Raw genomic sequence first — 25,447 nt, forward strand, 5'->3', positions numbered from 1 at the left:
CCGGGCTCGGGACAGCGAGGCATGACCGACGTGCCGCACCTCGCCCCAGGAAGCGATGTGAGCGGCAGTCACGTCAAAGACCGCGCTCCCGTCCGTCAGTTACGACCGGACGCCTCACTCGGGCGGCACACAGAGTCCGGCGCCGTCCTGAGCGCCTGGCGGTGAAGGGTGTCCAACTCTTCCCGCACCGCCCCTGACGCAGCGGCCAGCGCAAGCTGCACCGTGCACGCGACAGGCTTGTCGCGCAGTTCCTCCGTGCTCTTCAGCTCTTGCAGCAGATCCGTGGTCAGCCGGTCGAGCTGTTCGCGAATCTGCCCGAGGTCGGGGCGCGTCGTGGGCGCCTCTTCCGGGTGCGCTGTCCAGCGAGCGAACAGCCCCTTCTGTACCACCTTGCTCGCGGCGATCTGATCCTGGAAGAACGCCACTGCCGCTTCCGGGTCCACCCCGAGATCGGAGGCCTTGTCCCGGACCTGCGTCAGCACCTGCTCCTCGCGGGCAGGGTCATCGATGGGCGAGTCGGTACCGAACTTGGACTCTGCCACCTTGTCACTCACGCGAAGGCGTTCGATGACAAGATTCGTCAGAGCGCCGAGCCTGCCGAGCGGCTTGACGGTCCCGTCCGTAGCGCTCGAGAGCTCGGTGCCCATACGCGCATCCGTGGCCGTGGCCATGGCCTGAGGCACGGCCAGCGCCGTTGCAGCTACCAGCAACGCAGTGGCGGTTGCACCACGGGTCACATTGTTTCGCAGGTTCAATTCTCTACCTCGAATTCGGTCTTCAAGTAGGGCGTTTTCACTGAGCGTGAATCCAGAATCAGTGGGGTGTTCGCGGCAGCCCCAGGAGTCCTTGGCCACGGCGCGTGGGAGCACCGCACCATGGGGTCAGCGCTCGAGCGGCAATGGGATCGCGCGGAAGACGTTGTCCGGATCGAAACGGCGCTTCAGCTCGAGTAGCCGCTCGGTGTTCGGGCCGTAAGCATGTGCGATCTGTGCGGCCTCGTCCGTGCCGAGCAGGTTGGGGTAGCCACCCGGCAGGGCCTCGGGCTCGAGAGCAGCGGTCACGTTGCCGGCCCAGGCGCGATGCTCTGCCGCCCGGGTGTCACCGGGTTCCCAGAGGGCGATGAACTCGATCATCAGGTGGGGGTCGCGGTTTCCGAACGCCGTGTCCGTCACGGGGACGCGGGCTGCGGCTCCGTGCAGGCTGTGTACGGATACGGCCGAGTGGGGCGAGGTCAGGGTGGAGCCTGCAAGGCTCAGCACGTCACGCACTCCCGGGGCGAGTGACAGTACCGAACGCGAGCGGATCTCGACGTGCCGGCCGAAAGGGAATTGTGCGTCGATGGCCGCAAGCATCTCGGGCATCGTGGTGGGGGCGATCTGAGAGACGAGAGCCGTGCCGAGGGTGTCGAGCCGCGCCAGCGCGCGTACTCCCTCCTCGGTGTCGTCGCCGCTCCAGGTGGGCGAGAGGAACACCACGGGCTTGCCGTCGGGGCCGGGCAGGACCCCGGACTGCACAGTCAGCGCGTCAGGCCCCTCGTGCAGGATGTCCGACAGCCCGGCCAGCACTGTTTCGACCTGATCCCACGGATACATCACCATGCCGGACAGGAGTGTGGGCACACGGTGCAGACGCACCCGCATCGACGTCACGAGGCCGAAGTTCCCGCCGCCCCCGCGAAGGGCCCAGAACAGGTCCGGCTCCCGTTCCGCGTCGGCAGTGACGACCGAGCCGTCCGCGAGCACCACGTCCGCGGACAACAGACTGTCCAGAGCGAGGCCGAAGCGACCGCTGAGCGGTCCGTAGCCGCCGCCGAGTGTCAGCCCCGCCATGCCCACCGAGCCGGCGGAGCCGGTCGCCGCCGTCAGGCCGAAGGGGTGGGCAGCGGCGACGAGATCGGCGGCCGTGGCTCCTCCTGACACGTCGGCGACTCCGGCCACGGGATCCACCGTCACTCGGCGCATCCCGGTGAGGTCAACGGTCAGACCGCCGTCGCTCAGCGACCTTCCCGCCCAGTCGTGGCCGCCGCCGCGCACGGACAGAGGCACCCCGTACTCCTGCGCGGCCAGCACAGCGGCCCGGACCTCAGCCGAGTCGACGCATCGGATGATGGCGCCGGGACGGGCGGACACGGCGCCGTTCCAGATGCTTCGGCCGGAGTCGTAGTCCGGCCCGGCGGTTACCACCCGTTCCGCATGGACAGTCCGTCGCAAGGTGTCGGTGAGGCGGGTGAGTTGTTGGTGTGTCGTCGCCGACATGGCACCTCTCTCGGGCAGATCTTGACAATTGACTTCTTGCTGACGGTCCGTCACCAGCCGCTCCGAGACCGGCCCGCGACTGCAGCCGTGGGCCGGTGTCGGAGGCAGTCCGGCCCAGGCACACCGAGACCGGGATCATTGAGGCCCTGTGTGCGCCCAGGCGGACTGCAGCAGTCGCCACCACGTACGCCGCCGGAAGCTGCTGCCGCAGGCAGGGCCTCTGAGCTCTCAGCGTCCCACTGGCGGGTTCCCCCTCTGGGGTTCGACGTAATGCTTTCACCGGGTGCTGCGGGCAGCGTCCTCGATGACCTGCGTGACCGCTCCGGGACGGCTGATCATCACTGCGTGGGAGGCGTTGACCTCCTCGATGCGCGCCCCGGCCCGCTTCGACATGAAGCGCTGGACGTTAGGAGCGATGGCGTGATCCTGACCGGTGATCAGGCTCCAGGAAGGAATGGAGCGGAACGCCTCCTGGACGCTGGCGTCGGATACCGCCTTGGTGTTGGCGGGCCGCTGAACCGCCGCCAGGTCCGCGGCGGTTGTCTTGTCGACATCGCCGGCGAAGGCGTCACGGAAGTGGTCGGGATCGATGGACACGTCCGTACCGTCCGGGACAGCCGTCGGGATCAGCGGTATGGACGGCGAGGACTTGGCAGCGAGGTCGCCCACCGTCTCGCCCTTTGCCGGGATGAAGCCGGCGATGTAGACCAGAGCCTTCACATCGGGGTCCGAAGCGGCGGAGTTGGTGATCACGGCGCCGCCGTAGGAATGGCCGACCAGCACCACCGGGCCGTCGATCTCGGACAGGTAGCTGGAGACGTAGGCCGTGTCGCTGGTGAGCCCTTGCAGTGGATTGGCGATGGCGCGCACGGGATAGCCGTCCTTGCGCAGTCGCTCCATCACCAGCGACCAGCTGGAGGAGTCCGCCCACGCTCCGTGGACGAGGACGACGGTCGGCTTCGGGGAACTGGGCGCGGAGGAAGAGGCTTCACCGGTCGCCATCGCCACGCCTGGAACAGCGGCGGCACCGAGCAGAGCGAGAGCTCCGGCAGCAAGTGCGACGCGACGGGGGACGTGGATTCGCATGGGGTGACCTTTCGATTCGGCTGTGGTTTCGAGGCGTTGGAGCTGAGCTCTGTCGCTTCGCGCGGCGGCCCGCTCGCCGCGGACACGTGTGCGGCAGCGGTCGCTGCCGCACCCTCCCGGCCGCGACACCTTGACCAACACGGGGTAGAACGTTCGGTATTGCCATTAGACGCATCCAACGATCCCCACGTCAAGACCGAACGTTCTACCCCCATGTTTGCTAGTGTGGCCCGATGAGTCCCAGCCCAGAAGGTGGCAGCACCTCCGAAGCGCGAACACGGCTGCTCAACACGGCAGCCAGAATCTTCTACGCGGAAGGGATCCACTCCGTCGGCATCGACCGGATCACCGCGGAAGCGAAGGTGACCCGAGCGACCCTGTATCGACACTTCACAGGCAAGGAAGACCTCGTCCTCGCCTACCTCGACGAAGCCGACCGGGGAATCCGAGAACAGGTCGCCGCCGCCCTGGCGAGCAGCGAGACAGCCGCCGGCAAAGTCCAGGCCGTCGCCGAATCCATCACCCACGGCATCCTGTCCCCCGGCTTCCGCGGTTGCGCCTTCCTCAACGCGGCAGCCGAATACCCCGACCCCGCCCACCCGGTCCACCAATTCGTCCTGGCTCACCGCCAATGGTTCCTGAACACCATGACGGAGCTGCTGGAGCAGACGACCGACGAGCCGCCCACCCGGCCGGCCCGACACTTCGTCATGCTCAGAGACGGCGCCATGGCCGCAGGCTGCCTCTTCAACCCCGAACTGGTGTCAAAAACCTTCCTTCGAGGCGTCACGGGACTCCTCGCACGCATCGGCACAGCAATCGCGCCTGACGACGCGCCTGCCACCATCAGCAACGCCGCGGACGGGGCACGCTGAGCCCTCCCATGCACAGACATGCCCCCGCGCAACACCGACAGCCGCAAGGCAGCACGGAGGGCGCCCTCGAGGGCGTCTTTCGTAATCGCGGACGAGCATCGGCGGAGGCGCCGACAGTCCGCAGGTAACTGCCGATACCGCCTGCCAGCTGCCGGCTAGATCAAGCCGGTCCATACTCGCCACGCGATCCGGACCCCTCAAGGGAGAATTCGCCAAGGACGCGGTGCCGATCGTGGACGGCACCCTGGTACCCACCCGGGATGAAGCAGCCTCGCCTCACGCCATGCCGCTCAGCGGACCGAACGTTCCACCCTCCGTTGGAGCCGCAGCCGCCTCCACCCAGCACCCGAGCCTCACTCCGGCGACTTGAGCATCTCCTGGAGGATGCGCTGAAGTTCGGTGCGATCCTGCGCAGTGATCCTGGCCAGCCTGCGGTCGTACTCCGCCGCGAGCGCCGCGAGCGCACGACCCCGGGCATCCTTGCCCTCGGCGGTCAGCACGAGCCGATGGCGCCGCAGGTCCGCGTCGTCGATCTCACGCCGAATGAATCCCTTGGCGACGAGGTTACGGACGTACACCGTGACGCTCGCCTTGGGGAGCATCAGCGCCGTCGCGATCTCTGCGGGGTACGGCGACGCGGCCACCTCGGCCAGCACGAAGAACTCCTTCGTTTCCAGGCCGAGTTCGGCCAGCTCCCCGCTGCAGGCATCCATCACGACACTCAGCAGCTTCTGGTTCAGCGTCCACAGCTGCGCCCCGTCGACCGTCACGCGCGCACTCCGTTCATCCAGGTGGTACGGTTCTGAATTAGTTCATAACTGTACGACATGCCATCTCGTACTAACCGGCTACGGAACAAACATCTCACGAAGGGTTCTCATGCTTCAGCGCATCACGATCCCGCGCGGCCCGATCGAACTCGCGGGCGATCTCTACCTGCCCGACAGTGCCGATGAAGCGGCGCCCCTGCGCGCCGTAGTGCTCTCCACCCCTGGCAGCAGCGTGAAGGAGCAGATCGGCGCCAACTACGCTTCCCGCCTCGCCGCCCACGGCATCGCGGCGCTCGTATTCGACCCCGCCCACCAAGGACAGAGCGGCGGCGAGCCCCGCGACCTCGAAGACCCCTACCGCCGTGGTGAGGACATCTCCTACGCGATCGACGCCCTCACCACGAGCTCCGTCATCGACTCGCGGCGCATCGGCGTCCTCGGGATCTGCGCCGGCGGCGGGTACGCGGTGCACACCGCCCGCACGGACCACCGCATCAGGGCGGTCGGCACGGTCGTCCCCAGCAACATGGGCACGTCGTTCCGCGGCTTCCAGCCGGACGGCGCAGCCGCCGCACTCGACGCCATGGCCGACGCGCGCATCGCAGAAGGCCGCTCTGGCGAACTTTCCCGCGTGAACTGGCTGCCCGACACATTGGAGGAAGCCGCAGCGGCCGGGCTGACCGACATCGACACGACCCAGGCGATCACCTTCTACCGCACCGAGCGGGGCCGGAACGAGCACTCCACGAACCGCCGCCTCTCCCGCGGTGACTCGCTGCTTCTGGGCTACGACGCGTACCACTTGGTGGACCAGCTCATGACTCAGCCCCTGCAGGTCATCCTCGCCGGGCGCAAAGGCAACACCGGCTCCTACGAGTCCGGCATGGAGTTGTGGAAGCTGGCTCCCAACCCGGTCGACCTGATGGTCATCGATGGCGCCGGCCACTACGAGATGTATGACGAGCCCGAGTATGTAGACGCTGCTGTCGACCGGCTCGCCAGCTTCTACTCGAACAACCTGTGATTCCCTCAGCCCGACGCACCCGAGCCGTCAGGAACGACCTGGGCCGCACTGAAGCGAGTCCGGATGGACGCAACGCTGTCCCGCACCCGCAGGACCGGGTCGGCGGCGCGGGGCCGGGCAAGGCGCCAGCGCCTGCCAGGCCGCTGCTGGAGCAGCGTTCAGTACGGCAACCCTTCCATCGCCGCCCGCAACGCCGCTTCGAGGCACTCGCCGATCTCCGCGCCGGAGGCCGCGGTCCGGCCCTCGTACCGTAGGGCGAAGTCCTCCGCCGCCGCACGCAGCGCGCCGTTGAGGGTCGCGGCGTGCACAGCGACGCGCAAGGATTCGGCGTCGCTTCCGGAGCGCTGGGCGAGCGCCCGGGCCAGGACCGGCAGGGCGTCGTCGTGCGCCTGGAGCCAGACGGTCCGCAGCGCCGGGTCCTTGGAGGTCATGCGGATGAGGTCGAGTATGACACCCGTCTCTGACGGAAGATCACTGATCTGACAGGTCTCGGTGAAGAAGTCCAGCAGGCTCTGGTCCGGCGGCCAGTGGCGCAACCGGTCCACCACGAAGTCCAGCCCCACCGCCAGCAGAGGAAGGACGCAGCTCTCCTTGGTGGGAAAGTAGCGCCACAGCGTACGGGCGGACACACCCACGGCCTGGGCGATCTGCTCCCCGGTGGTGGCGACAACGCCCTGCGCGGCGAACAAGCGGACTGCTTCACGGGCGATCTCGAAGCGGAGAACCGCCTTTCGACGCTCGACGAAGGACGGCCGGTCACCCGTCGAATCCTCTTGTTCCTGCACCCCTGACGGCGCCTCTCGCACCCCACCCCACCACCCTCTGAATCCAGTGCACCGCAGCATATCCGGGGGTGCCCGACGGGCCGGGGCCGCACCGGATCCGCGAACGCGGGAGGAAAGCGGTGCGGATGGGCCGCGCCCACGGCGCGGCCGGCATCGATCGCACCTCTCAACGTGAGGGCACGCGTGCCCCGTTGGCGCCAAGCGGACGAAATAGCACGCGCAGACATCTTGTCACTCAGTGACACCCGCTCCTACTCTTCGGTAGGTGACCGGCGAGTAACCGCTTGCGCTCACTCACATTTGGCATGGACATGCTTGACGCTGTGGCGCCACGGTGGCAGGACCTGCCCTCCCGTGGACACGGCCCGAACTCCCCGCTCTCCCCCACTCGTTGGAGCCACGCATGCCCACTCCCCGCCGACGCGCCGTACTGAGCGGCGCCGCCGGACTCGCCGCCGGTGCCGCCCTGCCCACCGCGACCGCATCAGCGGCTCCGGCACGAACCCGCCTGACCAGGGAAGAACACCGGGTCGTCGTCATCGGATCCGGCTTCGGCGGCGGTGTCTCCGCGCTGCGCCTCGCCCAGGTCGGCGTACCGGTCACCGTGCTGGAACGCGGCCGCCGCTGGCCCACGGGCCCGAACTCCGAGACCTTCCCTCGCGTGTCCGGTCTCGACAAGCGAGCCCTGTGGTACGGCACGCTGCCCGAAGCCGCCCGCCCGCTCGCCGAACTCCTCGGCACACCACTGAACTTCGCGCCGTACGCAGGGCTTCTCGAGCCCGTGCTCGGCGAGAACATCCTCAGCGTCTGCGCGGCCGGCGTCGGCGGCGGCTCGCTCGTGTACCAGGGCATGACCCTCCAGCCCTCCGAAGCGGTATTCACCACCTGGCTGCCCGAAGCACTCGACTACCGGCGCATGGACCGCATCCACTACCCGCGAGTCGCCCGCATGCTCCAAGTGGCCACCGCACCGGACGAGTTGATCGGTACACCCACCTACTACGCGGCACGCACCTTCGCCACGAGGACCCGCCGGGCCGGCTTCTCCGTCGAGAAGATCCCGATGCCGATCGACTGGTCCTACGCGCAGGCCGAACTCCGGGGCGAGATGAATCCCTCCTACACCAACGGCGACTGCGCCCTCGGCGTCAACAACGGCGGAAAGCACTCCGTCGACGTCACCTACCTCCAACAGGCCGAAGCCACCGGCAAGGTCACCGTACTGACCCACCACAACGTCACCTCCGTGGCACGGGCCGCCGACGGCCGCTGGGAGGTGTCCGTCGATCGCACCGACGACTCCGGCAACGTGCTGGAACACAAGATCCTCACCAGCCGGGCCCTGATCATGGCGGCCGGCAGCGTCAACACCAGCAAACTGCTCGTCCGCGCGGACGCCACCGGCGCCATTCCCGACCTGCCCGACGGAGTCGGCGAGGGCTGGGGCACCAACGGTGACCGCATCTACGCCTGGACCAATCTCCAGGAGGACTTCGGCAAGGAACAAGGCGGCCCCGTCGTCTACGGCAGCAAGGCCTGGGACGATCCGCTCACCGCCAACACGATCATCCAGGCGTCCCTGCCACCTCTGGGCATCGACACCAGGACAACCATGCTCGTCGGCTTCGGAGTCAGCCCCGACCGAGGCCACCTGCGCTACGACTCGGCCACCGACTCCGTGTCCCTGCACTGGCCCCGCAACGGCGACAGCGGCAGCTACCGCACGATCCACCGCCGCGTGACCGAGGTCTCCCGCGGCCTCGGCGCCCTCATCGACACCAACTCCCTGGTGAACAGCACCTGGCACCCCTTGGGCGGAGCCCCGATGGGAACGGTGTGCGACCTCGACGGTCGCGTACGGGGCCAGAAGGGTCTCTACGTCCTGGACGGCGCACTGATCCCCGGCACCACCGGCGCCTGCAACCCGTCCATGACCATCGCCGCCGTTGCCGAGCGAGCACTCGACAGCATCACCGCGCAGGACGTCGGCACCGTCATCTGACCACTCCTCCGAGACGCCGTCACCACCTCCAGCCATGCGAGACGAACGACAGGAGAGCCCATCTTGAGCCGCAAGAGAGCGCGTTCCCGTTCCACTGCCTTCGCCACCTCGGCGCCGCTCGCCGGAGCGATCGCCGGCGCCGTCTGCCTCGGTCTGACGGTCACGCCCGCTGTCGCCGACGACCCGCACTCCGTCGTCTCCCGCGGAGTCACCATTCCCGAGTTCTACACCCCTCCGACCGAACTGCCCGAGGCCAACGGCACCCTGCTGCGGACCGAGGCCATGCCCCTCGGCCTGAGCATCCCCGGCCTCGACGGACGCGCCATGCCCGGCACCGCGACCCGGCTGATGTACAAGTCGACCGACTCGGCCGGCCGGCCCGTCGCCGTGACCGGCGCGTACATCGAACCCACCGCCGAGTGGACGAAGTCCGGGCCGCGCCCGCTGGTCGCGGTGGCACCCGGCACCATGGGGCAGGGCGACCAGTGCGCCGCCTCGTTCGCCCTGGAGCACCCGCTCACCCTCAACGGGGACACGGTGTCCGCCGGCTACGAAGCCCTGGCCATCTACCGGATCCTGGCCACCGGAGCGGCGGTCGTCCTCACCGACTACGTCGGCCTCGGCTCCACCGACCGGCTCCACACCTACGTCAACCGGCTGGACGAGGGCCACGCCCTGCTGGACGCCGCCCGCGCCGCACGCTCCGTACCCGGAGCCTCGGTCACCGCCTCCTCGCCCACCGGGCTCTACGGCTACAGCCAGGGCGGCGGGGCGAGCGCGTCCGCCGCCGAACTCCAGCCCAGCTACGCCCCGGACGTTCCTCTCGCGGGCACCTACGCCGGAGCGCCACCGGCGGATCTCACCACGACCATGAAGGGCATCGACGGCAGCGCCCTGGCCGGCGCCCTGGCCTGGTCGATCAATGGATTCGTCCAGTCCGACACCGATCTCCGGGCGGTGGTCGAGGCCAACATCAACGACACCGGCAGGGCCGCGCTGAAGGACGCCTCCACCATGTGCGTCGGCGACGCACTCTTCGGCTACGGCTTCGCCAAGAGCACCAAGTGGACGACGAGCGGCGCCTCGATCGCCGACGTCATCGCCTCCGAACCCCGTGCGCAGGCCGCCCTGGACAGACAGCGCATCGGCACCCTCAAACCGACCGGTCCGGTGCGCGTGGCCACCGGCGTGCAGGACGACATCGTGCCGCGCGGGCAGGTTCGCCAACTGGCCAAGGACTGGTGCGCGAAGGGCGCCACGATCACCTACAAGCCTCTCATCCTGCCGAACCTCGGTGACAAGATCCTCACGAACCACCTCGTGCCACTGCTCACCGACCAGGGCGACGCCATCTCCTGGCTGACGGACCGCCTGGCCGGCAAGCCGACCACCTCCAACTGCACAACCCTGCCGCTCCAACCCTGACCAGCACGCCCCGGACTCCGGCACGCCATACGATCTCCCCGGCACACTGTCGCGCGTACCGAGCGACGAAGGGCGGCCGGGCCGAACGCTCCACGCGTCCGGCCCGGTCGCCCTCTTGGCATGCCCACCCTGTCCGCGCCTACCTGCCCCGCCGTTCTCGATGGTGCCGGGCGATGGAGTACAGACATCGAGCGAACGGCAGCGCGCTATCAGGAGCGGCCGGTGTGCAGTGCCTCGCGTGCCCAGAGGTGGCGCGGCTGGGTATGCAAGCGCCAGTAGTGCTCGGCGATGTCGTCGGGGTCGAAGTCGGTGCCGGGGGCGACCGGGCCGTCCACGGTGACGCTCGCCGCGTGGACTCCGAGGGAACCGTACTGCTGGTCGAGCAGTGTGATCAGGGTCCGGACACCCGCCTTGCCCAGGGAGAGGCTCACGTACTGCGGTTTGGGCTCGGGCATGCCGCCCGTCACAAGGAAGGTTCCGCTCCCCCGTGCCGCCATGGCCGGCGCCAGGTGCGCCGCGGCATTCTGCGCGCCGACGACGTTGACCGCCCAGGCCTCCATATGGTCGCGCACCGACAACTCGCCCAGTCTGTCCGGGCGCACCAGCGCGGCGTTGTACACGGCGACCTCCGGTACACCGTGCTCGCCGACCGCCCGGTCCAGGGCCGCGTCCAGCTCGGCCCGGTCGGTGCTGTCGGCTCGCAACGTCATGACCGGAACATCATGGGGAGCAAGCCCGTCCGCAACACCGCGCAGCGCTTCTGGGCCCCTGGCGATCAGCGTGATCGCCATCCCCTCTCTGGCGAACCGACGAGCGACCGCCTGCCCGATCCCCGGCCCCGCACCAATGATCACTGCACCCGGCATGATCCGGCCCCCTCTTCCCCTTCGGCGATACTGGGGACCGTAGGGCATCACATCAATGTGAAGGTCAAGGAGCAGTCCCAGGATGCGAATCGGCGACCTCGCTCACGAAACCGGCGTGAGCAGGCGGCTGTTGCGCTACTACGAGGAACAAGGTCTGCTTCGCCCGGCACGATCGGACAACGGCTACCGCGCATACGCAGACGCTGACATCGCCACGGTGCACCACATCCGGGCCATGCTCGCCGCAGGACTCTCCACCACGGTGATCGGCAAGATCGTGCATTGCGTGCGCGGCAAAGACGAACTGAAGGTGCCACTCGGCTGCCCGACCTTCATCGGGGAGTTGCAGCGAGAACACGCCCGCATCACCGAGACGATCAGCCAACTGGAGAACTCCCGGCGCATGCTGGACGCCGTCCTCGACACAGCACCCCGCAACGCCGAGAAGTCGTAGCGCGAGCTCCTTCACGGGCGGCGCCAACGCCGGCGCCAGGAAAAGGCGGGCCCGGCGCCATAACGAGCCTCCACAGACCATGACAACGCTGTGTCCTGTGGATCTGACTCCTGGAGCGAAATCCAGGTGCGGCCGGTTGCCGCGGTGGTGTGGGATGCGGCCATGACGATCGTTCTGAGCGAACCCGGTATCGACGGACTCATCGGGGTCGTGGACGCGCTTCGCGCATGGCAGGACGACCGGACGCCGTTGCAGCTCCATCCTGGAGACCTCGGCTGGGCCTGGGCGCTGGGTGCGGAGAGGCTGGCCGCTGCCGTCCGCACCTGGAGCGACGACGGGCGGATCATTGCCGTCGGGTACCTGGACGCTCCCGACGTGCTTCGCCTCACGACCGCGCCGGACGTACGACAGGACGAGACTCTGGCGCGTCAGCTGCTGGCGGACCTCAACGATCCGAAGCGCGGAGTCCTGCCACCTGGGAAGGTCGGTCTCGAGCTCCCCAACGGTGCACTCCTGCGCGAGCCCCTCTTGGAAGCGGGCTGGAATCCGGACGAGCCGTGGACGCCTCTGCGCCACGATCTCTCCGAGCCGGTGAAGGACTCCGGCCTGCGGATCGAGGTAGCCGGTCCGAAGACGGCGGGGACACGGACCGCGGTGCACCGCTCGGCGTTCGGCAGCCCGAGGTTCACCGAGGAGATCTGGCACGTCCTGGCGGCCGGGCCGGTCTACGCCGATGCCCGCTGTCTGATCGGCTACGACGACCAGGACAACGCGGTGGCCGCGGTGACGATCTGGTCGGCCGGGCCCGGCAGGCCCGGCCTGCTGGAGCCGATGGGTGTCCACGCTGACCATCGTGGTCACGGCCACGGGACGGCGATCTGCCTCGCTGCTGCGTCGACACTGCGCGAGATGGGCGCCTCAAGTGCGCTCGTCGCCACCCCGAGCTCGAACACCGCCGCCGTAGCCACCTACAGGGCAGCCGGGTACGAGCCGTCGCCCGAACGACTGGACGTCAGCCGACCCGCCTGACGTGTCCGAGCGGCAACCTCAGCCAATGACGGTTGAGAACCCTTGCCTGCTCGGCGAGATGGCAAGCTGTTCGCTAGGCTCGCTGGGCCGATCACATGAATCCGAAGAATCGCGTCCACCACGTGGGCCGCGCTGCGAAGCGCTCCAGCGCGCTGGGGCCCGTGTAGTCGCTCTCCAGTAGTTCTTCGGGGACGCTCACGTACCTGAGTTCGGTCAAAGCCTCTTCCACTGTGGCGAGGTCAGCGGGATCCAGCGCGCCCTCGTCACGGGCCTCGTCCGTGCCAAGGAAGGCCCCCGGGTTGTCGGCGCACACCTCGGCGAGGGAGCCGAACTTGCTTACGCAGACCACGATCCGTGTTCCGCAGATCGTTGCGTCTGCGGGCACGTGGATGCGTCCGTACTGGCTGGAGTCCTGGGTGTCCCGCTCGGACTCGCACGGGGAGCCGAAGTCCGCTTCGAGTCGGCGGATCAGCCTGCTGAACGTGAGGCCGGTCGCGGCACGGTCGTAGTACAGCGGTTTTTCCAGCCTTTCGGGGTCGTCCAGTTCGCGTAGCAGGGCCAGCAGTTCCGTCTCGCTCATCGTCATTCGCCTCGCCGAACACTGTCCCCAAGCCCTGAAGGTCTGGTTCGAGATCAGGACGTTCGCACTCTTTTCGTAGCGCTTCGAGATCACCAGGCCGGGGCGGCAGGTCAGGAGCCGTCGTCCGGATGCGGGCGCAGGCCGTCGGCGACGAGGTCGAGCAGTTGCCGGGTGCGCCCGGCCCGGTCGCCGGACGTGGTGGACAGGAACACGCCGAGAAGCAGGGTGATGACGTCGTCGGGGTCGACGTCCGCCCGCAGGGTGCCGGCCCGGGCGCCCGCGTCCAGCAGGGTCGCGACCGCCGCGGTGAGGCGGTCCCGTGTCGACACGGTCGCCCCCCGGCCGGGCGCCCAGCCCGTCGTGGAGCCGCCGATCATGCCGCGCTTGGCCGAGACGAGATCCGCGTAGCGGTCCATCCAGGCGCGCAGTGCCTGCTCCGGGGGCAGTTCCCGCAGCAGGGTCTCGGCGCTGTCGGTGACGGCGTCGAGCTCCGCCGCGTAGACGGCCTCGACGAGGGCCTCGCGGGTCGGGAAGTGCCGGTACAGGGTGCCGATGCCGACGCCGGCCTGGCGGGCGACGGTCTCCAGCGGCACCGAGGTGTCGGCGGAGGTGAACGCCGCCAGGGCCGCGGCCAGCAGCTTCTCGCGATTGCGGCGCACGTCGGCGCGCACGGGCCGGTCGGGGCGGATGGCGTCGGCGGGCTGCCGTTCGGACGCGGGCAAAGTGGAGGCACCTCCGTTTGTGCTACGGTCGGTTCACAACACGGAGGCTCCTCCGTTTCACTCCATTCTCGCATGAGATGGGATCGTCATGACCTCTTCCACTCCCGCCACTCCCACCGGCTCCGCCGACCCGGCCGCCCGGACCGCCACCGGCGCCCCGCGCGCAGGTGGAGCGGGCCGCCTCGGCGGCCGCACCGTCTCCCGCATCGGCTTCGGCGCCATGCAGCTCCCGCGCCTCCGTGAGGACCGCGCCGCGGCCGCCGGCATCCTGCGCCGCGCCGTGGAGCTCGGCATCGACCACATCGACACCGCCTACTTCTACGGCGACGGCTACTCCAACGCCCTGATCCGCGAGGCGATCCGGCCCGAGGACGACGTCCTCGTCGTCACCAAGGTCGGCGCCACCCCCGACAACTCGGGCGGCCCGCACCCGCTGCGGCTCGCCCAGCGCCCCGAAGAGCTGCGCACCGCCGTCGACGACAACCTGGCGAGCCTCGGACTCGACCAGCTCCCCCTGGTCAACCTGCGCCGCGCCGCCCGCGCGCCCGGCCTCGTCGCCGAGGGCGACCAGGTCGTGGACCTCGACGACCAGCTCGCCGTCATGACGGCCCTGCGCGACGAGGGCAAGATCGCAGCGATCGGCATCAGTCACGTCGACGCCGACGACCTGCGCCGGGCCGTACCGGCCGGACTGGCCTGTGTGCAGAACGCGTACAGCCTCGTCGCCCGAGACGACGAGAAGATGCTGGAGATCTGTGTCGCCGAGGACATCGCCTGGGTGCCGTACTTCCCCCTCGGCAGCGCCTTCCCCGGCATGCCGAAGGTGACCGATGAGCCCGCCGTCATCGCCGCCGCTGCTTCCGCGGGCGTGACCCCCGCCCAGGCCGGCCTGGCCTGGCTCCTCCACCACGCGCCGAACGTCCTACTGATCCCCGGCACCGCCGACGCCGGGCACCTGGCCGCCAACGTGGCCGCGGGCGCCGTCCGCTTCGACCCCGCCACCCTCGCCGCCCTCGACTCCGTGCCGACGCGCAGTGGCGAGATCGAGCTCCGCTAGGCGCCCGCCGGCCACCTCCGTCAGCGCTTGATGCCGGCCCCCCACCAGCAGGTTGATCTGAGCGTTCGTCGGCTCCGCCCCGGCGTGGGCCGCACGGCCTGCCGCCCGAGCATCTGGCGGCAGGCCGTGCGGGGGTTGGTGGCGGCCCTGCAATCGAGGGCACGGGCCGCCGAAAGAGTGCGGCACGCCGTGTGGCACACCACGCGGACGGCACTCCTGGTCAGAACACGCCCTGGTCGGACCGACCGCGACCGTGCAGGTGTTTGCGCAGGAAGGCGATCTCCTCCTCGACGACCTCTTCATGAGCCTCCAAGAAGGGGGCGTAATGCCGCCCTTGAACGTGCAGTACCTCCGCGTCAGGGGCCTGCGCGGCGACCCGCAGCGCCGGCCCGGGAAGCGTGCTCCGATCCTGGTCGCAGATCACCATGAGCAGGGGGCACCGGATCCGGGAGGCGTGCCGGCCGGGCCGGTACCCGCCCATGTGGAGCGCGATCCGTGCGGCGACCGTCTGGTCCCAGTCCGAGTAGCGGTGGTCGGGGTCCAGGGCACGGTCACCGTCCATCGCGTCGGGGGTGGTGAGCGAAGCGACCTCACCACGTACGCCCGCCGTGGGGATCAGCAGCGGCCGACCTCCCACGAGACTGCCGAGTACGTCCGCGACCGCCAGGCCCATGAGCCGCAGCAGGGCGAGGGCCGTCATGGCGCGCAGCGCGTTGGGGGCAAGGGCGCGACCGTCGGCGACCGGTGACTGCGTGATCACCGATGCCAGGCCCGGATCGTCGGCCGCCACCTGGAGGATGTGACCGGCTCCGAGGGAGAAGCCCCAGAGGGAGACTCCTTCCGGGTCGACGTCGGGCAGTTCGCGTGCGAAGGCGATCGCGGACTGCCAGTCGGTGCGCTGCTCGGCGAAGCGGACGACCTGGCGCGGGGTGCCGCCGCTCTCCCCGAAGTGCCGGTGGTCGAAGGCAACGACCGCGAAGCCGGCCTCGTTGAAGCGCCGGGCGAAGCGGTCCGAGGCGGGCTCCTTCGTCACGGCGGTTCCGCCCGCCATGATCACGCAGCCGCCGTTGGTGCCTGGATAGTGCCAAGCGGCGCACGTCGTGTCACCGCTGGTGAACCGTACTTTCTCGCGTGTGGCGGAGAGGGACACGGGAACCACCTTTCGTCCGTCGGGGAGCGAGGACAGCGCGCTGAGTGCGTGTTCTCCATGCTGGTACCGGGCCCGGCGGAAGAGGCCGCAGGCGGCGCCCGGATGAGCGAAACTCGCCTTCATGGGCAACGTTTCGGCGGATTCCGTACTCAGCCTCACCGATCAGCGGCTGGTGGCCGCCCTGCAGTGCGACGGCCGTCTCAGCGCCGAGCGGGCGGCACAGGTGCTCGGCCTCGGCCCCGCCACGGTGCGCCGCCGTCTGCACGCGCTCGTCGCGAGCGGGACCGTGCGGGTGGTGATCTCCCCGGTCGCCCGGCCGCGCAACGGCGGCTCGGCCGGTGCGCTGTTCCTACGGATCAGGGTGCTGCGGGGAAAGCTCGACACGATCGTGGCCGCGCTCGCGGCGCGGGAGGACATCCCGTTCATCGACGTCACCACCTCAGGTGACGAGATCTTCGCGGTGGCCCGCACCGAGCCGGGCTCGCCGAACCCGCTGGTGTTCCGCCAACTCCCCTCCACGCAGGCGGTCACCTCCCTGGAGAGCGCCACCATCCTGCACGTCTTCCGGCTCACTTCCGAGTGGCGTCACGCCGTCCTGTCTCCGGACGAGCGCACGGCTCTGACCCGGGAGGATCCGGAGACGGGGCCGGGGCCCGGGATCGCCGGCTCTCCGGGGCTGTACGGCGTCGACACCGACCCAGTGGAACAGTCCCTGCTCGACGCCCTCACCCCCGACGCCCGGCTCTCCGCCGCCGCGCTGGCCGCCCACACCGGTCACCCGGAGACAACGGTCCGCAGACGGGTCGCCCAACTGGCCGCCCAAGGGCGGCTGGTGACGCAGGTCCTGGTCGATCCCCACCGCCTCGGGCTGCCCATCGAGGCCAAACTGCTGCTGCATGTGGCCCCCGACCACCTGGCCGCCGCGGGACAGGCACTGGCCGACCACCCCTCGGTACACGGCGCGTTCGCGACATCCGGCCCCTCGAACCTTCACGCGGCCGCCTACTTCCCCGACCTGCCCGCGCTCTACAGCTTCCTCTCCCAGGACTTGACCGGCCTGGGGATCGCACAGGTGGAGACCGCCATAGTCAGTCGAGCCGCCAAACGGACACCGTCCCTGGGCGGGCATCCCGCACCCACTCCCCTCGCAAGGCGTCGGCGATCGGCCGACCTGAGAAAGGGATAGGACTCAACGACTCAGTCGCGTCACGTCACCTGCCGCGACGAACTGGCCTGCAGCAGTCCGACAAACTCCCTGACGTGGGGACGACGCTCCTTCGCCTTGGTGGCGAGCACCACACGGCACGGTTCGATCCCTTCGACGGGAATCGTGGTGAGGTCAGGCCGGAAAGGGGCACGGTCGCCACCGGCCGGTGCGAGAGCGACGGCCTGACCGCCGGCGACGAGTTCGAGTTTGTCCGCCGTGGTCAGGGCGTGTGGGCCCTCAGGTGCCGGACGCCCGTCCGGGCGCGGGTCGAGCCGCCAGAAGGCGTCGTACGCGGCGTCGTTGTACCGAATCAGTGCTTCGTCGGCGAAGTCGTCGACGGTGACCGACGCACGACCGGCGAGGCGATGGAACGTGGGCACCATCAGGACACGCGGCTCCTCGTACAGGACCGTCACGTCCAACTGGTAGGTCAGAAACGGTTCTCGAGCGAGGACGGCGTCGACCTGGTGATCCAGAAGGGCCGCGTTCACCTGATCGAAGTTCAGGTGCCTCGTGTGGACGTGTGCGTTGGGGCGGCGTCTGCGCAGGTCACGCACCATGGCTGTCACGGTGAGGCCGCCGACGTGTCCCAGGGTGAATTGGTCGGGACCCGCGGCGGCGCGGGTCGTCGCCAGGGCTTGTCGGGCGGATCTCAGGAGCGCCTGCGCCTCAGGCAGGAAGATCCGGCCCGCCTCGGTGAGGCTGCTCCCCTGCTTCGAGCGGTCGAGGAGACGGACGCCCATACGCTGTTCGAGACGCTGGATCTGTCGGCTCAGAGACGGTTGGGCGAGGTGCAGTGCGTCGGCCGCGCGATGGAAGCTGCCGTGCTCGGCGAGGACCGTGAAGTAGCGCACCAGACGCAGATCGAGGTCGGCCGAGGGAGAGGACTCGTCGGGCATGCCAGCAGGCTACGTGTGATGACCGTTTCGTATCACGCGATGCGGAACGGGACTTGGACGCACGGCATCTCCCCTTCCTACCGTTGACGCACAGGCCCGCCGCTCTCCGCGGCCCGGCCGACTCACCACCGCAAGGGGATCGTCGTCGTGCGCATTTTCGTCACAGGTGCCACCGGGTACATCGGATCCGCCGTTGTCCGCGAGCTCCTCGGAGCAGGTCATCAAGTGATCGGCCTCGCACGCTCGGACTCGTCCGCTGCGGCGTTGGAGGCGGTCGGCGCGCAGGTGCGTCGCGGCGATCTGGAAGACCCCGACAGCCTGCGCGCTGGCGCCACTGTCGCGGACGGAGTCATTCACGCTGCCAGCCAGCACATCAGCGAGATCACGGATCCGGCCGCGCGCGCCCGGACCGAACTCGACGCCGTCCAGGCGATCGGGGAAGCTCTCGAAGGCTCCGGCAAACCGTTCGTGGTGACCTTGGGAACCATGGGCCTCAGGCTCGGCCGCACGGGCACGGAAGCGGATGTGCCCGATGCGGAAGCCCTGGGCGCCTTGGCCCTGAGGGTTCCGACCGAGCATGCCGTGATCGCCCTGGCAGAGCGGGGCGTGCGCTCGGCCGTACTACGGCTCGCGCCGCTGGTGCACGGCGAGGGAGACCACAAGGGCTTCGTGCCCACGCTCATCGGCATCGCCCGGGCGAGAGGCGTGTCCGCCTACGTCGGCGACGGAGCGAACCGGTGGCCCGCGGTGCACCGGATGGACGCGGCACACCTGTACCGGCTGGCCGTCGAGGGCGCTCCGGCCGGCTCGCGGCTGCACGCGGTCGATGACGAGGGGGTGCCCTTCAGGAAGATCGCCGAAGCCATCGGCCGCCGGCAGAATGTGCCGGTCGTCAGCATCGCCGCCGAGGACGCAGGCCAACACTTCGGCTTCCTCGGCCCCCTGGCGTCGATCGACACTCCGGCGTCGAGCACGCTCACACGGCAACGCCTGGGCTGGCGGCCCCTGCACGTCCCGCTGATAGCGGACATCGAGAAGGGCCACTACTTCAACGGCATTCAGCACGGAACCACGGCCCCTGAGGGCTAGGGAGCTACTTCTCTCACTTGCTCCGGCCCGCCTTCCCATTCCTGCCGACCGAGCCAAAATGCGGCAGCGCGCTTCGTGGCGCGGCATGCACTCTCGATGGCGCCGGCGGCGGTGGGCTGCTCGCTCAGCTCATCCATCGCCGCGCCGCGCGTCCACCGTCAACGCGCGGGACAGTCCTGCGCCACCAGCACACGGTTCGGGTAGGGCCCATCCGGCATGGTTCCGTTCAGCCAGTCGGTGAGCCATTCGGCCGGCCAGGACGAGATCGTCATCGGTCACCAGCCGATCCTCAACCGCACCCGCCTGCTTGTCCATGGACAGCGCTTCAGCTCAGCGCCTTCCCTAAAGCGAACCCCACCCAGCCCAGATGTCGGCCGGCGTTGCACCAACCTCCCGAGGGAGGTTCAGGCGTGCGGGGCCGCCAAGTGTCCTTGGTGGCCCCCGCAGCACCCCGAGATGCTGCGCACGTCTGACGAGTCTCCCAGTCCCCCGTCTCTGCTCCGCTCGACCAGGAACTGGTCTGCTCTGCGTGCGATGCGGCGAACAGGGGTCACCAGCGGTGGTGCACCTGGCCTCGGATCTTGTCGTCGTACAGGGCCTGGACGGCGTCGAGCGTCGACTGCGGCAGCGGCGCCAGAGCAGAGGCCTGGGCGTTGCCACGGGCCTGCTCGGGGTTGCGGGCGCCGGGAATGACCGAGGAGACGCCGGGCTGCTGCATGATCCAGCGCAGTGCCGTCTGCGACGGGCTGGCACCTTCGGGCGCCAACGCCGAGAACTCGGCGGCGGCCTCGACACCCGTCACGAAGTCGACGCCTGCGAAGGTCTCTCCCTGGTCGAAGGCTTCACCGTGCCGGTTGAAGGTGCGGTGGTCGTTCGCGGCGAAGACCGTGTCCTTGGTGTACCGACCGGACAGGAGCCCGCTGGCGAGCGGGACCCGGGCGATGATGCCGACTCCGGCCTGTGCTGCCGCGGGCAGTACCTCCTCCAGGGGCTTGAGCCGGAACGGGTTGAAGACGATCTGTACGCTCGCGGTGCCAGGGCGCGCGATGGCGGTCAGCGCCTCTGCGCAGGTCTCCACACTCACTCCGTACGCCGCGATCCGGCCCTCCTCCACGAGAGTGTCGAGGGCGTCGAAAACGGCGTCCGAGGAGAACACCGGCGTGGGCGGGCAGTGCAGCTGCACCAGATCCAGACGGTCCACCCCGAGGTTGCTGCGCGAACGGTCCGTCCACGCGCGAAAGTTGTCCAACGTGTACAGCGCCGGATCCAGTTCCACGCGGCGGCCCATCTTCGTCGCCACCAGTACATCCGCGTCCGGGCGCCGGCGCAGGAAGCGGCCGATGAGCTGCTCGCTGCGGCCGTCCCCGTACACGTCGGCGGTGTCGAAGAAGGTCACCCCGGACTCGACGGCAGCATCCAGCACCGCCAGAGCGTCCTCCTCCTGCACGTCACCCCAGTCAGCCCCCAGCTGCCAGGTGCCCAGACCGGCAACGGACACCTGCTGCTTGCTCCTGCCGAAAGTCCGCTGCTCCATGTTTCCCATCCTCTTTCTTCCTTCTGCTGTACATGTGCGTCTGGTGGGCGCGGCGGCTGAGTGCCGTGATCTTCGATCTTCGCGTCTCCAATCATGCCAATGGTGCGAGACATGAACACACACGTCCAGTGAGGCATGTGCACTCCGAAGTTGCAGATGAGGGCCATGGTGTGGGGGTCGCGCAATGTTCGTGCTGGTCGAGGCCGGATGACTTCGGCGAAGGTCGTCGGTCGTCGGTCGCCGGGAGACCTCGTCGTGGGTGAGGACCAGTAGGCCCTGACTCCATCGCCTGAGATCGACTCCCTGAACGAACCGTCCTTGCGGCCGGCGAGCCGCGCACAGCCGTCAGGCGGACCACCCAGGGTGACCTCGCGGTTCGGCAGTGTGGGTAGTCAGGGCGGATCCAGAAGCCGGCGCCCTCTACCCATGATCACTAGGGGACGTCCGGCGCGTTCAGTGTCGACGCCACGGAACATGGCCTGCCTCAGTGCGTATGCCTGGTCAGGCCCGGGGAGCAGTCAGCAATGGGGATGAGCACGGGCATGGCCCGATTCGGGATTGCGGCAGCGCTTACGGCATGTGTCCTGGCGGTGCGCGGGGCGCGGCCCAGTCGCACAGGACGGCGTGTGGGGGCCGGCCACCAAGGCCGCGGTGATCGCGTTCCAGAAGAACATCGACGGCCTGACCCCGGATGGATACGTGGGCCCGCACACGGGCTACGACCTCATGTACTACGGGGACCCCTGGTACATGGGCAACGAGAGAAACCCTGGCTACTGCTACCAGTACGTTCCGACGATCCGCTGACGGACCGAGAAGGGCTCGGGCCGGGCGACTCCGCGCTAGTTCGCGGTGTCGCCCGGCCCGGTGGCCAAGGGCTACTGGGTCATTGCCTTGCGAGGCGGATCGAGCACCTTCTCAGCTACGCGCTGATCGCAAACGAGGTCGACGGTAACAGCGAACCATGAGACACCAATACATACCCGCCCCCACGAAGTACCAGAGCAGATCGGGCGCGTTGAAAGTTGCCCCGAGGAGCGGTTGCAGGAGGCGCGGAATCCCGACGATCTGCAGGAACTCGACCGCCCAGCTGAATGCCAGCGCGGTACCGGCCACGACGGTGGTCCGCAGCTGGGGCGCTATCAGCGCCACGAGGAAACACACCAACACCGTATAGAGAGCATCACCGGCGTACTTCGCGAAGTCGCCACCGGTCTGCGATCGGACGGCGAGACCGGCCGCGACGGTCAACGCCGCACCCCCGAGGGCCTTCCAACGTCCGAGCTTGTTACGCCTGTTGTTCATCCCGCCCCTTGCAGCCGTCCACGGACTGCATCCTCCCGCACTCCTCCTCCTGTCGTGACGCCTCTGTGGATCACAAGAAGGCTGATACAGCTGATACAAGGGCATCTGCTGGGGCGGATGCTCACTCACGACGGCAGCCTGACCGGAACGCTCCGAGGTTCAGACCGCCAGCGCCGCGTGCAGCGCGCTGAAGGTCTCACGAAGCTCCGACGTGGCGATCGGATCGATCTCCATCTGCAAATGGCACACAACGTCGTCGCCGTTAGGGGTCAGGCGCACGAAGAGGGCGAACCCGTCCCCGACTGGCTCCGCCTTCAACGTCAGCGGATTGTTCCGACCGGGAGTCACCGCCGCCGAAAAGCGTCCACCCGACGGCGCGCGCAGGTGAGAAAGCATGCGGGCCGCGAAGTCCACGATCTCCTCAGCGCTGAGATCTGCGGTGAAGTCGGCGGTCAGCCAGGAGGACCAATCTGCGGTGATCTGCCAGCTGTCCGTACGGGTCCGCGCCAGTTCCAGCCACACATCATCGTTGCCGAGGCGTATCCGCGGCTGTTCCATCGCCGCCCTCCGCCATCCATGATCCGGACTCAAGATCGTATGGGGCGAAGCTCCGTCATCGGAAGTCGTCGCCTGCCGTCCACAGAACAAGTCGCGGGTGGCGGCAGGCAGAGTTACAGCGTCGGAAGAATGTCCTGGAAGAAGGGCTGGTCCCCCGCGAAAACAGGGTGCAGTTGCCCGAACTCCTCGGCAGTGACCCACCGAGTCTCGCTGACTTCCCCGGGATCAGGCCTCAGTTCGCCGCCCTCGACGGTGGCGGTCCACCAGTGGAGCACAAACGACGCGTCATCGGTCGTGCTCTCCCAGACCTTCCTGTCGGCGGAGACCTCAAGGCCGATCTCCTCGCGGACTTCGCGGACCAGCGCCTCTTCCTGGCTCTCGCCCGCCTCGATCGTTCCGCTCAACGGCGCCCAGTAGTCCGACAGTCGGGCTTGCGGACCTCGCCGGATCACCAAGACCCGACCGCCCTGGCACAAGACCGCCACTACAGCTTCGCGCCTGATCGTCTGCCTTCCCACGCCCAGCATCCTAACCAGCCTTCGTGCGGCACCTGTTGGTTCACGGACGCCGGCCACTGTGCATTCGGACTTCCTTCGCCAGAGCGACCAGCCGACCACCTCTGGCAAAGACCAGCGAGGGACCAGCCTTCCGTTCGATGCGGTAGCGGAGACGGCGCAGCCGGCGGGCCGGACCATGGTGCGGCGGCTCCAGGGCAATGGGTGTCGGGCAGTTCTGGGCGCTCCGCTACCGGCGCTGACATGGCGTGGCGGCGTGCACGACCTGAGTCACGCCTTGGCGGCCGGAGCGGCACGCTGATCAGGAGTTGACGTCTCGCCGTGCTCACGGCGGTTGTTGGCGGTGCGGAGCCAAGCAGGTTGGGCGGCAGCGAGGAACAAGCACGCGAGAGACATGGCGCACCACAAGCCTGTGGGTCCGGCATGGTGGAGGAGTTGTGTGCCGGTGATCGGGGCGACGATGGCGCCGATGCCCCAGCTGGTGCCGTAGACCGCCAAGTAGCGTGCCTTGGCGCCGGAAGGGGCCAGGGCGGCGACGATTGCGTAGGCGCGTCCCACGAGGAGGAGGTCGCCCACGCTCCACACGAGGGTGGCCGCGATGTGGGCGACCAGGGTGTGGGCGAGGGCGTATCCCGCGAGGCCGAGGGCCAACAGGAGGTAGCCGCCGGCGAAGGCCGCGTGGGCGGGAAGTTCGGCGAGTCGCCGTAGGCGTAGAAGCGGCTGTCCGGCGGTGATGACGACAGCGGATGTGGTGAACAGGACTCCGGCGTCAGCGGGTTGCAGTCCGCGCAGTTCCATGGCGAGCGGCAGCATGGTCATGATCTGTAGGTAGACCACCGCGAAAAGGGTCCCTGCTGCGAGCATCGCCAGCAGCGATCGGTCGCGCCACGGCGCGGCGGCGACCGATTGTCCGCTTCGGGCGGTCGACGCGGGTTGGTCCGCGGGCAGGACCAGGCGCACCGCCAGGGCGCAGAGCAGGCAGGTGAGGGCGTCGACCGCGAAGAGCCAGCGCAGGTCCCAGCGGCCCAGCGCGGCCGCCAACAGCCCTGCCCCCATTCCGGCCACGGCCAGTGCCGCGTTCAGCAGGCTGTAGGCGCGTACGTGGTCACTGGGTGCCACGACGTCCGCGATCATTGCCTGACTGGGCGGCTCGTAGATCTCGTAGGCAAGTCCCAGAAGTACCGCGAAACATGCGGCGGCCGTGAGGCCGTTGGCGCAGGCGAGGCCGAGTTGCGCCACCGCACACCCGGTCAGTCCGATCGCGATGGTGCGGCGGGGGCCGAGGCGGTCGGCGAGGCGTCCGCCGATGAGGCGGGAGGGAATCGTGGCGAGCCCGAAGGCGGCGCTGATGTATCCGGCGACCGCGGCACTGGCGCCGAAGCTCGTGGTGATCAGCACGGTGAGAAACGCCAGGGAGAAGGCGCCCAGGCGGTTCACCGCCCGTGCCACGATCAGCAGTCGCACCGTTCGCGGCAAGTGCTTCCCGCTGCGCGCAGATTTCACGGAGTCCCCCTCGTGCGTGACCGTCGAAACGACTATCGTCGGTTACGTAAGGACGCTAAGGGTCGAAGGAGTGACCGGTCAAGTGATGTTCGATGGTCACGTGGTGACGCTGCTCGACGCGGCCGTCTCCCTCGTGAATGCGCTGACTGACGGCACCCGGCAGGGCCGCCCCTACACCGCTCCGCGCGGAGAGCAGTTGCCGCGAGCGGTGCACGAGGCACTGCCGCTCACCTCGCATCGCTCCGCGGTCGAGCCGGACCACGCCGCCTACCTCGTGCACACCGCCCAGCAGATGCGGGCCGTGTTCGAGGCCGTGGACAACAATCACATCGACGAGGCAGCCCAACTCGTGAACGTGCTCCTGCGCACCACGGGCGCCCGGCCCCAACTCGACAGCGTCGACGGCGAACCCTGGCAGGTCCACTTCCACGGCTCCGACGACAGTCTCTCCGTGGGCTGGAGCGCCGGATGCGCCACCGCCCTCGCCCTGGCCATCGGCAGCACCCTCGCCGGACGCCTCGGCGTCTGCACCGCCCCGCAATGCGACCGGGTCTACGTCGACGGCTCCCGCAACGCCGTCCGCCATTTCTGTTCCACGGCCTGCCGAAGCCGAGTCAAAGCAGCCGCATTCAGAGCGCGCAAGGCATCCCAGAACTAGTTATCAACTGACGCTGGCGCGCAACTCCGTCGCGGGCGGCAGTGGCTCCTGGCGAGCGTCCTCGGCACCAAGGAAGCCGGAGAGGGCACGTCACTGCCG

The 25,447-nt window shown here is 68.8% G+C and carries 26 protein-coding genes; 11 read left to right on the forward strand and 15 right to left on the reverse strand.

All coding sequences use genetic code 11. The annotated features are described in order from the left end of the window. Window positions 1–95: 95 nt before the first annotated feature. The 3 genes from RBJ77_RS50350 to RBJ77_RS50360 all read right to left on the reverse strand — a co-directional run bounded on the left by RBJ77_RS50350 (window position 96) and on the right by RBJ77_RS50360 (window position 3,257). Window positions 96–755, reverse strand: coding sequence for a chorismate mutase (locus RBJ77_RS50350; RefSeq protein ID WP_372351077.1), 660 nt, complete (start codon window positions 753–755; stop codon window positions 96–98). A 126-nt stretch (window positions 756–881) separates the two neighbouring features. Continuing rightward, window positions 882–2,255 carry an FAD-binding oxidoreductase gene (locus RBJ77_RS50355; RefSeq protein WP_372351078.1) on the reverse strand — a complete coding sequence of 458 codons (1,374 nt, stop codon included), beginning with the start codon at window positions 2,253–2,255 and terminating at the stop codon, window positions 882–884. A 276-nt stretch (window positions 2,256–2,531) separates the two neighbouring features. Continuing rightward, window positions 2,532–3,257 carry an alpha/beta fold hydrolase gene (locus RBJ77_RS50360; protein ID WP_372351555.1) on the reverse strand — a complete coding sequence of 242 codons (726 nt, stop codon included), beginning with the start codon at window positions 3,255–3,257 and terminating at the stop codon, window positions 2,532–2,534. A gap of 317 nt (window positions 3,258–3,574) precedes the next feature. Here RBJ77_RS50360 and RBJ77_RS50365 point away from each other — a divergent pair, with 317 nt between their 5' ends. Beyond that, the gene (locus RBJ77_RS50365; RefSeq protein ID WP_372351079.1) at window positions 3,575–4,216 is read left to right on the forward strand and encodes a TetR/AcrR family transcriptional regulator; all 642 of its coding nucleotides are present in this window, start codon (window positions 3,575–3,577) and stop codon (window positions 4,214–4,216) included. A 353-nt stretch (window positions 4,217–4,569) separates the two neighbouring features. On the opposite strand, the gene RBJ77_RS50370 is transcribed toward RBJ77_RS50365, so the two are convergent. Continuing rightward, on the reverse strand, window positions 4,570–4,986 hold the full coding sequence (locus RBJ77_RS50370) for a MarR family winged helix-turn-helix transcriptional regulator (RefSeq protein ID WP_372351080.1): 417 nt from the start codon (window positions 4,984–4,986) through the stop codon (window positions 4,570–4,572). 109 nt (window positions 4,987–5,095) lie between these two features. On the opposite strand from RBJ77_RS50370, the gene RBJ77_RS50375 reads away from it, so the two are divergent. Continuing rightward, window positions 5,096–6,010 carry an alpha/beta hydrolase gene (locus RBJ77_RS50375; RefSeq protein WP_372351081.1) on the forward strand — a complete coding sequence of 305 codons (915 nt, stop codon included), beginning with the start codon at window positions 5,096–5,098 and terminating at the stop codon, window positions 6,008–6,010. A gap of 158 nt (window positions 6,011–6,168) precedes the next feature. On the opposite strand, the gene RBJ77_RS50380 is transcribed toward RBJ77_RS50375, so the two are convergent. Next, entirely contained in the window at window positions 6,169–6,816 is a 648-nt protein-coding gene (locus RBJ77_RS50380; RefSeq protein ID WP_372351082.1) for a TetR/AcrR family transcriptional regulator, read from the reverse strand. A 382-nt stretch (window positions 6,817–7,198) separates the two neighbouring features. Here RBJ77_RS50380 and RBJ77_RS50385 point away from each other — a divergent pair, with 382 nt between their 5' ends. Continuing rightward, window positions 7,199–8,797, forward strand: a complete 1,599-nt coding sequence (locus tag RBJ77_RS50385; protein WP_372351083.1) for a GMC oxidoreductase — start codon at window positions 7,199–7,201, stop codon at window positions 8,795–8,797. Window positions 8,798–8,860: 63 nt separating this feature from the next. After that, window positions 8,861–10,222: a lipase family protein gene (locus RBJ77_RS50390; RefSeq protein ID WP_372351084.1), complete on the forward strand. Its 1,362-nt coding sequence runs from the start codon at window positions 8,861–8,863 to the stop codon at window positions 10,220–10,222. A gap of 209 nt (window positions 10,223–10,431) precedes the next feature. Here RBJ77_RS50390 and RBJ77_RS50395 read toward each other — a convergent pair whose 3' ends face one another. Then, on the reverse strand, window positions 10,432–11,136 hold the full coding sequence (locus RBJ77_RS50395; protein WP_372351085.1) for an SDR family NAD(P)-dependent oxidoreductase: 705 nt from the start codon (window positions 11,134–11,136) through the stop codon (window positions 10,432–10,434). A 34-nt stretch (window positions 11,137–11,170) separates the two neighbouring features. Here RBJ77_RS50395 and RBJ77_RS50400 point away from each other — a divergent pair, with 34 nt between their 5' ends. Continuing rightward, window positions 11,171–11,542, forward strand: coding sequence for a MerR family transcriptional regulator (locus tag RBJ77_RS50400; protein ID WP_372351086.1), 372 nt, complete (start codon window positions 11,171–11,173; stop codon window positions 11,540–11,542). Between the two features lie 162 nt (window positions 11,543–11,704). Continuing rightward, window positions 11,705–12,571, forward strand: coding sequence for a GNAT family N-acetyltransferase (locus RBJ77_RS50405; RefSeq protein ID WP_372351087.1), 867 nt, complete (start codon window positions 11,705–11,707; stop codon window positions 12,569–12,571). A gap of 91 nt (window positions 12,572–12,662) precedes the next feature. Here RBJ77_RS50405 and RBJ77_RS50410 read toward each other — a convergent pair whose 3' ends face one another. Both RBJ77_RS50410 and RBJ77_RS50415 read right to left on the reverse strand, forming a co-directional pair. Further along, on the reverse strand, window positions 12,663–13,151 hold the full coding sequence (locus tag RBJ77_RS50410) for a hypothetical protein (protein ID WP_372351088.1): 489 nt from the start codon (window positions 13,149–13,151) through the stop codon (window positions 12,663–12,665). Window positions 13,152–13,261: 110 nt separating this feature from the next. After that, window positions 13,262–13,873, reverse strand: a complete 612-nt coding sequence (locus tag RBJ77_RS50415; RefSeq protein WP_372351089.1) for a TetR/AcrR family transcriptional regulator — start codon at window positions 13,871–13,873, stop codon at window positions 13,262–13,264. A gap of 88 nt (window positions 13,874–13,961) precedes the next feature. On the opposite strand from RBJ77_RS50415, the gene RBJ77_RS50420 reads away from it, so the two are divergent. Next, entirely contained in the window at window positions 13,962–14,930 is a 969-nt protein-coding gene (locus RBJ77_RS50420) for an aldo/keto reductase (protein ID WP_372351090.1), read from the forward strand. Between the two features lie 220 nt (window positions 14,931–15,150). Here the strand turns inward: RBJ77_RS50420 and RBJ77_RS50425 are convergent, their stop codons facing one another. Continuing rightward, a complete protein-coding gene (locus RBJ77_RS50425) occupies window positions 15,151–16,080 on the reverse strand; it encodes an alpha/beta hydrolase (protein WP_372351091.1) in 930 nt (309 codons plus the stop codon). 121 nt (window positions 16,081–16,201) lie between these two features. Between RBJ77_RS50425 and RBJ77_RS50430 the strand changes: the two genes are divergently transcribed. Beyond that, window positions 16,202–17,266 (forward strand): Lrp/AsnC family transcriptional regulator, encoded by a 1,065-nt coding sequence (locus RBJ77_RS50430; RefSeq protein WP_372351092.1) that lies wholly within the window; start codon window positions 16,202–16,204, stop codon window positions 17,264–17,266. A gap of 20 nt (window positions 17,267–17,286) precedes the next feature. Here the strand turns inward: RBJ77_RS50430 and RBJ77_RS50435 are convergent, their stop codons facing one another. Further along, complete coding sequence (locus RBJ77_RS50435) at window positions 17,287–18,186, reverse strand: LysR family transcriptional regulator (RefSeq protein ID WP_372351093.1); 900 nt, start codon at window positions 18,184–18,186, stop codon at window positions 17,287–17,289. 147 nt (window positions 18,187–18,333) lie between these two features. Between RBJ77_RS50435 and RBJ77_RS50440 the strand changes: the two genes are divergently transcribed. Further along, complete coding sequence (locus RBJ77_RS50440; protein WP_372351094.1) at window positions 18,334–19,275, forward strand: SDR family oxidoreductase; 942 nt, start codon at window positions 18,334–18,336, stop codon at window positions 19,273–19,275. Between the two features lie 550 nt (window positions 19,276–19,825). Here the strand turns inward: RBJ77_RS50440 and RBJ77_RS50445 are convergent. Further along, window positions 19,826–20,809 carry an aldo/keto reductase gene (locus tag RBJ77_RS50445; RefSeq protein ID WP_372351095.1) on the reverse strand — a complete coding sequence of 328 codons (984 nt, stop codon included), beginning with the start codon at window positions 20,807–20,809 and terminating at the stop codon, window positions 19,826–19,828. Window positions 20,810–21,367: 558 nt separating this feature from the next. On the opposite strand from RBJ77_RS50445, the gene RBJ77_RS50450 reads away from it, so the two are divergent. Continuing rightward, window positions 21,368–21,616, forward strand: a complete 249-nt coding sequence (locus tag RBJ77_RS50450; protein WP_372351096.1) for a peptidoglycan-binding protein — start codon at window positions 21,368–21,370, stop codon at window positions 21,614–21,616. A 111-nt stretch (window positions 21,617–21,727) separates the two neighbouring features. Here the strand turns inward: RBJ77_RS50450 and RBJ77_RS50455 are convergent, their stop codons facing one another. From RBJ77_RS50455 to RBJ77_RS50470, 4 genes are all read right to left on the reverse strand, one after another. After that, window positions 21,728–22,114, reverse strand: coding sequence for a DUF2809 domain-containing protein (locus RBJ77_RS50455; RefSeq protein WP_372351097.1), 387 nt, complete (start codon window positions 22,112–22,114; stop codon window positions 21,728–21,730). 159 nt (window positions 22,115–22,273) lie between these two features. Beyond that, complete coding sequence (locus RBJ77_RS50460; RefSeq protein WP_372351098.1) at window positions 22,274–22,672, reverse strand: hypothetical protein; 399 nt, start codon at window positions 22,670–22,672, stop codon at window positions 22,274–22,276. A 113-nt stretch (window positions 22,673–22,785) separates the two neighbouring features. Continuing rightward, complete coding sequence (locus RBJ77_RS50465; RefSeq protein ID WP_372351099.1) at window positions 22,786–23,190, reverse strand: NUDIX domain-containing protein; 405 nt, start codon at window positions 23,188–23,190, stop codon at window positions 22,786–22,788. 267 nt (window positions 23,191–23,457) lie between these two features. After that, window positions 23,458–24,651: an MFS transporter gene (locus tag RBJ77_RS50470; protein ID WP_372351100.1), complete on the reverse strand. Its 1,194-nt coding sequence runs from the start codon at window positions 24,649–24,651 to the stop codon at window positions 23,458–23,460. Window positions 24,652–24,775: 124 nt separating this feature from the next. Here RBJ77_RS50470 and RBJ77_RS50475 point away from each other — a divergent pair, with 124 nt between their 5' ends. Then, entirely contained in the window at window positions 24,776–25,348 is a 573-nt protein-coding gene (locus RBJ77_RS50475) for a CGNR zinc finger domain-containing protein (RefSeq protein ID WP_372351101.1), read from the forward strand. Window positions 25,349–25,447 lie beyond the last annotated feature (99 nt).

It is taken from the genome of Streptomyces sp. KL116D, from assembly GCF_030766975.1.
GTDB lineage: Bacteria > Actinomycetota > Actinomycetes > Streptomycetales > Streptomycetaceae > Streptomyces > Streptomyces longispororuber_A.

Excerpts from the sequence above, each read along its gene's own strand:
- RBJ77_RS50355 (WP_372351078.1), bottom strand. The coding sequence starts at position 2,255 with ATGTCGGCGACGACACACCAACAACTCACCCGCCTCACCGACACCTTG.
- RBJ77_RS50360 (WP_372351555.1), bottom strand. The coding sequence starts at position 3,257 with ATGGCGACCGGTGAAGCCTCTTCCTCCGCGCCCAGTTCCCCGAAGCCG.
- RBJ77_RS50365 (WP_372351079.1), top strand. The coding sequence starts at position 3,575 with ATGAGTCCCAGCCCAGAAGGTGGCAGCACCTCCGAAGCGCGAACACGG.
- RBJ77_RS50375 (WP_372351081.1), top strand. The coding sequence starts at position 5,096 with ATGCTTCAGCGCATCACGATCCCGCGCGGCCCGATCGAACTCGCGGGC.
- RBJ77_RS50385 (WP_372351083.1), top strand. The coding sequence starts at position 7,199 with ATGCCCACTCCCCGCCGACGCGCCGTACTGAGCGGCGCCGCCGGACTC.
- RBJ77_RS50395 (WP_372351085.1), bottom strand. The coding sequence starts at position 11,136 with ATGCCCTACGGTCCCCAGTATCGCCGAAGGGGAAGAGGGGGCCGGATC.
- RBJ77_RS50400 (WP_372351086.1), top strand. The coding sequence starts at position 11,171 with ATGCGAATCGGCGACCTCGCTCACGAAACCGGCGTGAGCAGGCGGCTG.
- RBJ77_RS50405 (WP_372351087.1), top strand. The coding sequence starts at position 11,705 with ATGACGATCGTTCTGAGCGAACCCGGTATCGACGGACTCATCGGGGTC.
- RBJ77_RS50410 (WP_372351088.1), bottom strand. The coding sequence starts at position 13,151 with ATGAGCGAGACGGAACTGCTGGCCCTGCTACGCGAACTGGACGACCCC.
- RBJ77_RS50420 (WP_372351090.1), top strand. The coding sequence starts at position 13,962 with ATGACCTCTTCCACTCCCGCCACTCCCACCGGCTCCGCCGACCCGGCC.
- RBJ77_RS50430 (WP_372351092.1), top strand. The coding sequence starts at position 16,202 with ATGGGCAACGTTTCGGCGGATTCCGTACTCAGCCTCACCGATCAGCGG.
- RBJ77_RS50435 (WP_372351093.1), bottom strand. The coding sequence starts at position 18,186 with ATGCCCGACGAGTCCTCTCCCTCGGCCGACCTCGATCTGCGTCTGGTG.
- RBJ77_RS50445 (WP_372351095.1), bottom strand. The coding sequence starts at position 20,809 with ATGGAGCAGCGGACTTTCGGCAGGAGCAAGCAGCAGGTGTCCGTTGCC.
- RBJ77_RS50455 (WP_372351097.1), bottom strand. The coding sequence starts at position 22,114 with ATGAACAACAGGCGTAACAAGCTCGGACGTTGGAAGGCCCTCGGGGGT.
- RBJ77_RS50460 (WP_372351098.1), bottom strand. The coding sequence starts at position 22,672 with ATGGAACAGCCGCGGATACGCCTCGGCAACGATGATGTGTGGCTGGAA.
- RBJ77_RS50475 (WP_372351101.1), top strand. The coding sequence starts at position 24,776 with ATGTTCGATGGTCACGTGGTGACGCTGCTCGACGCGGCCGTCTCCCTC.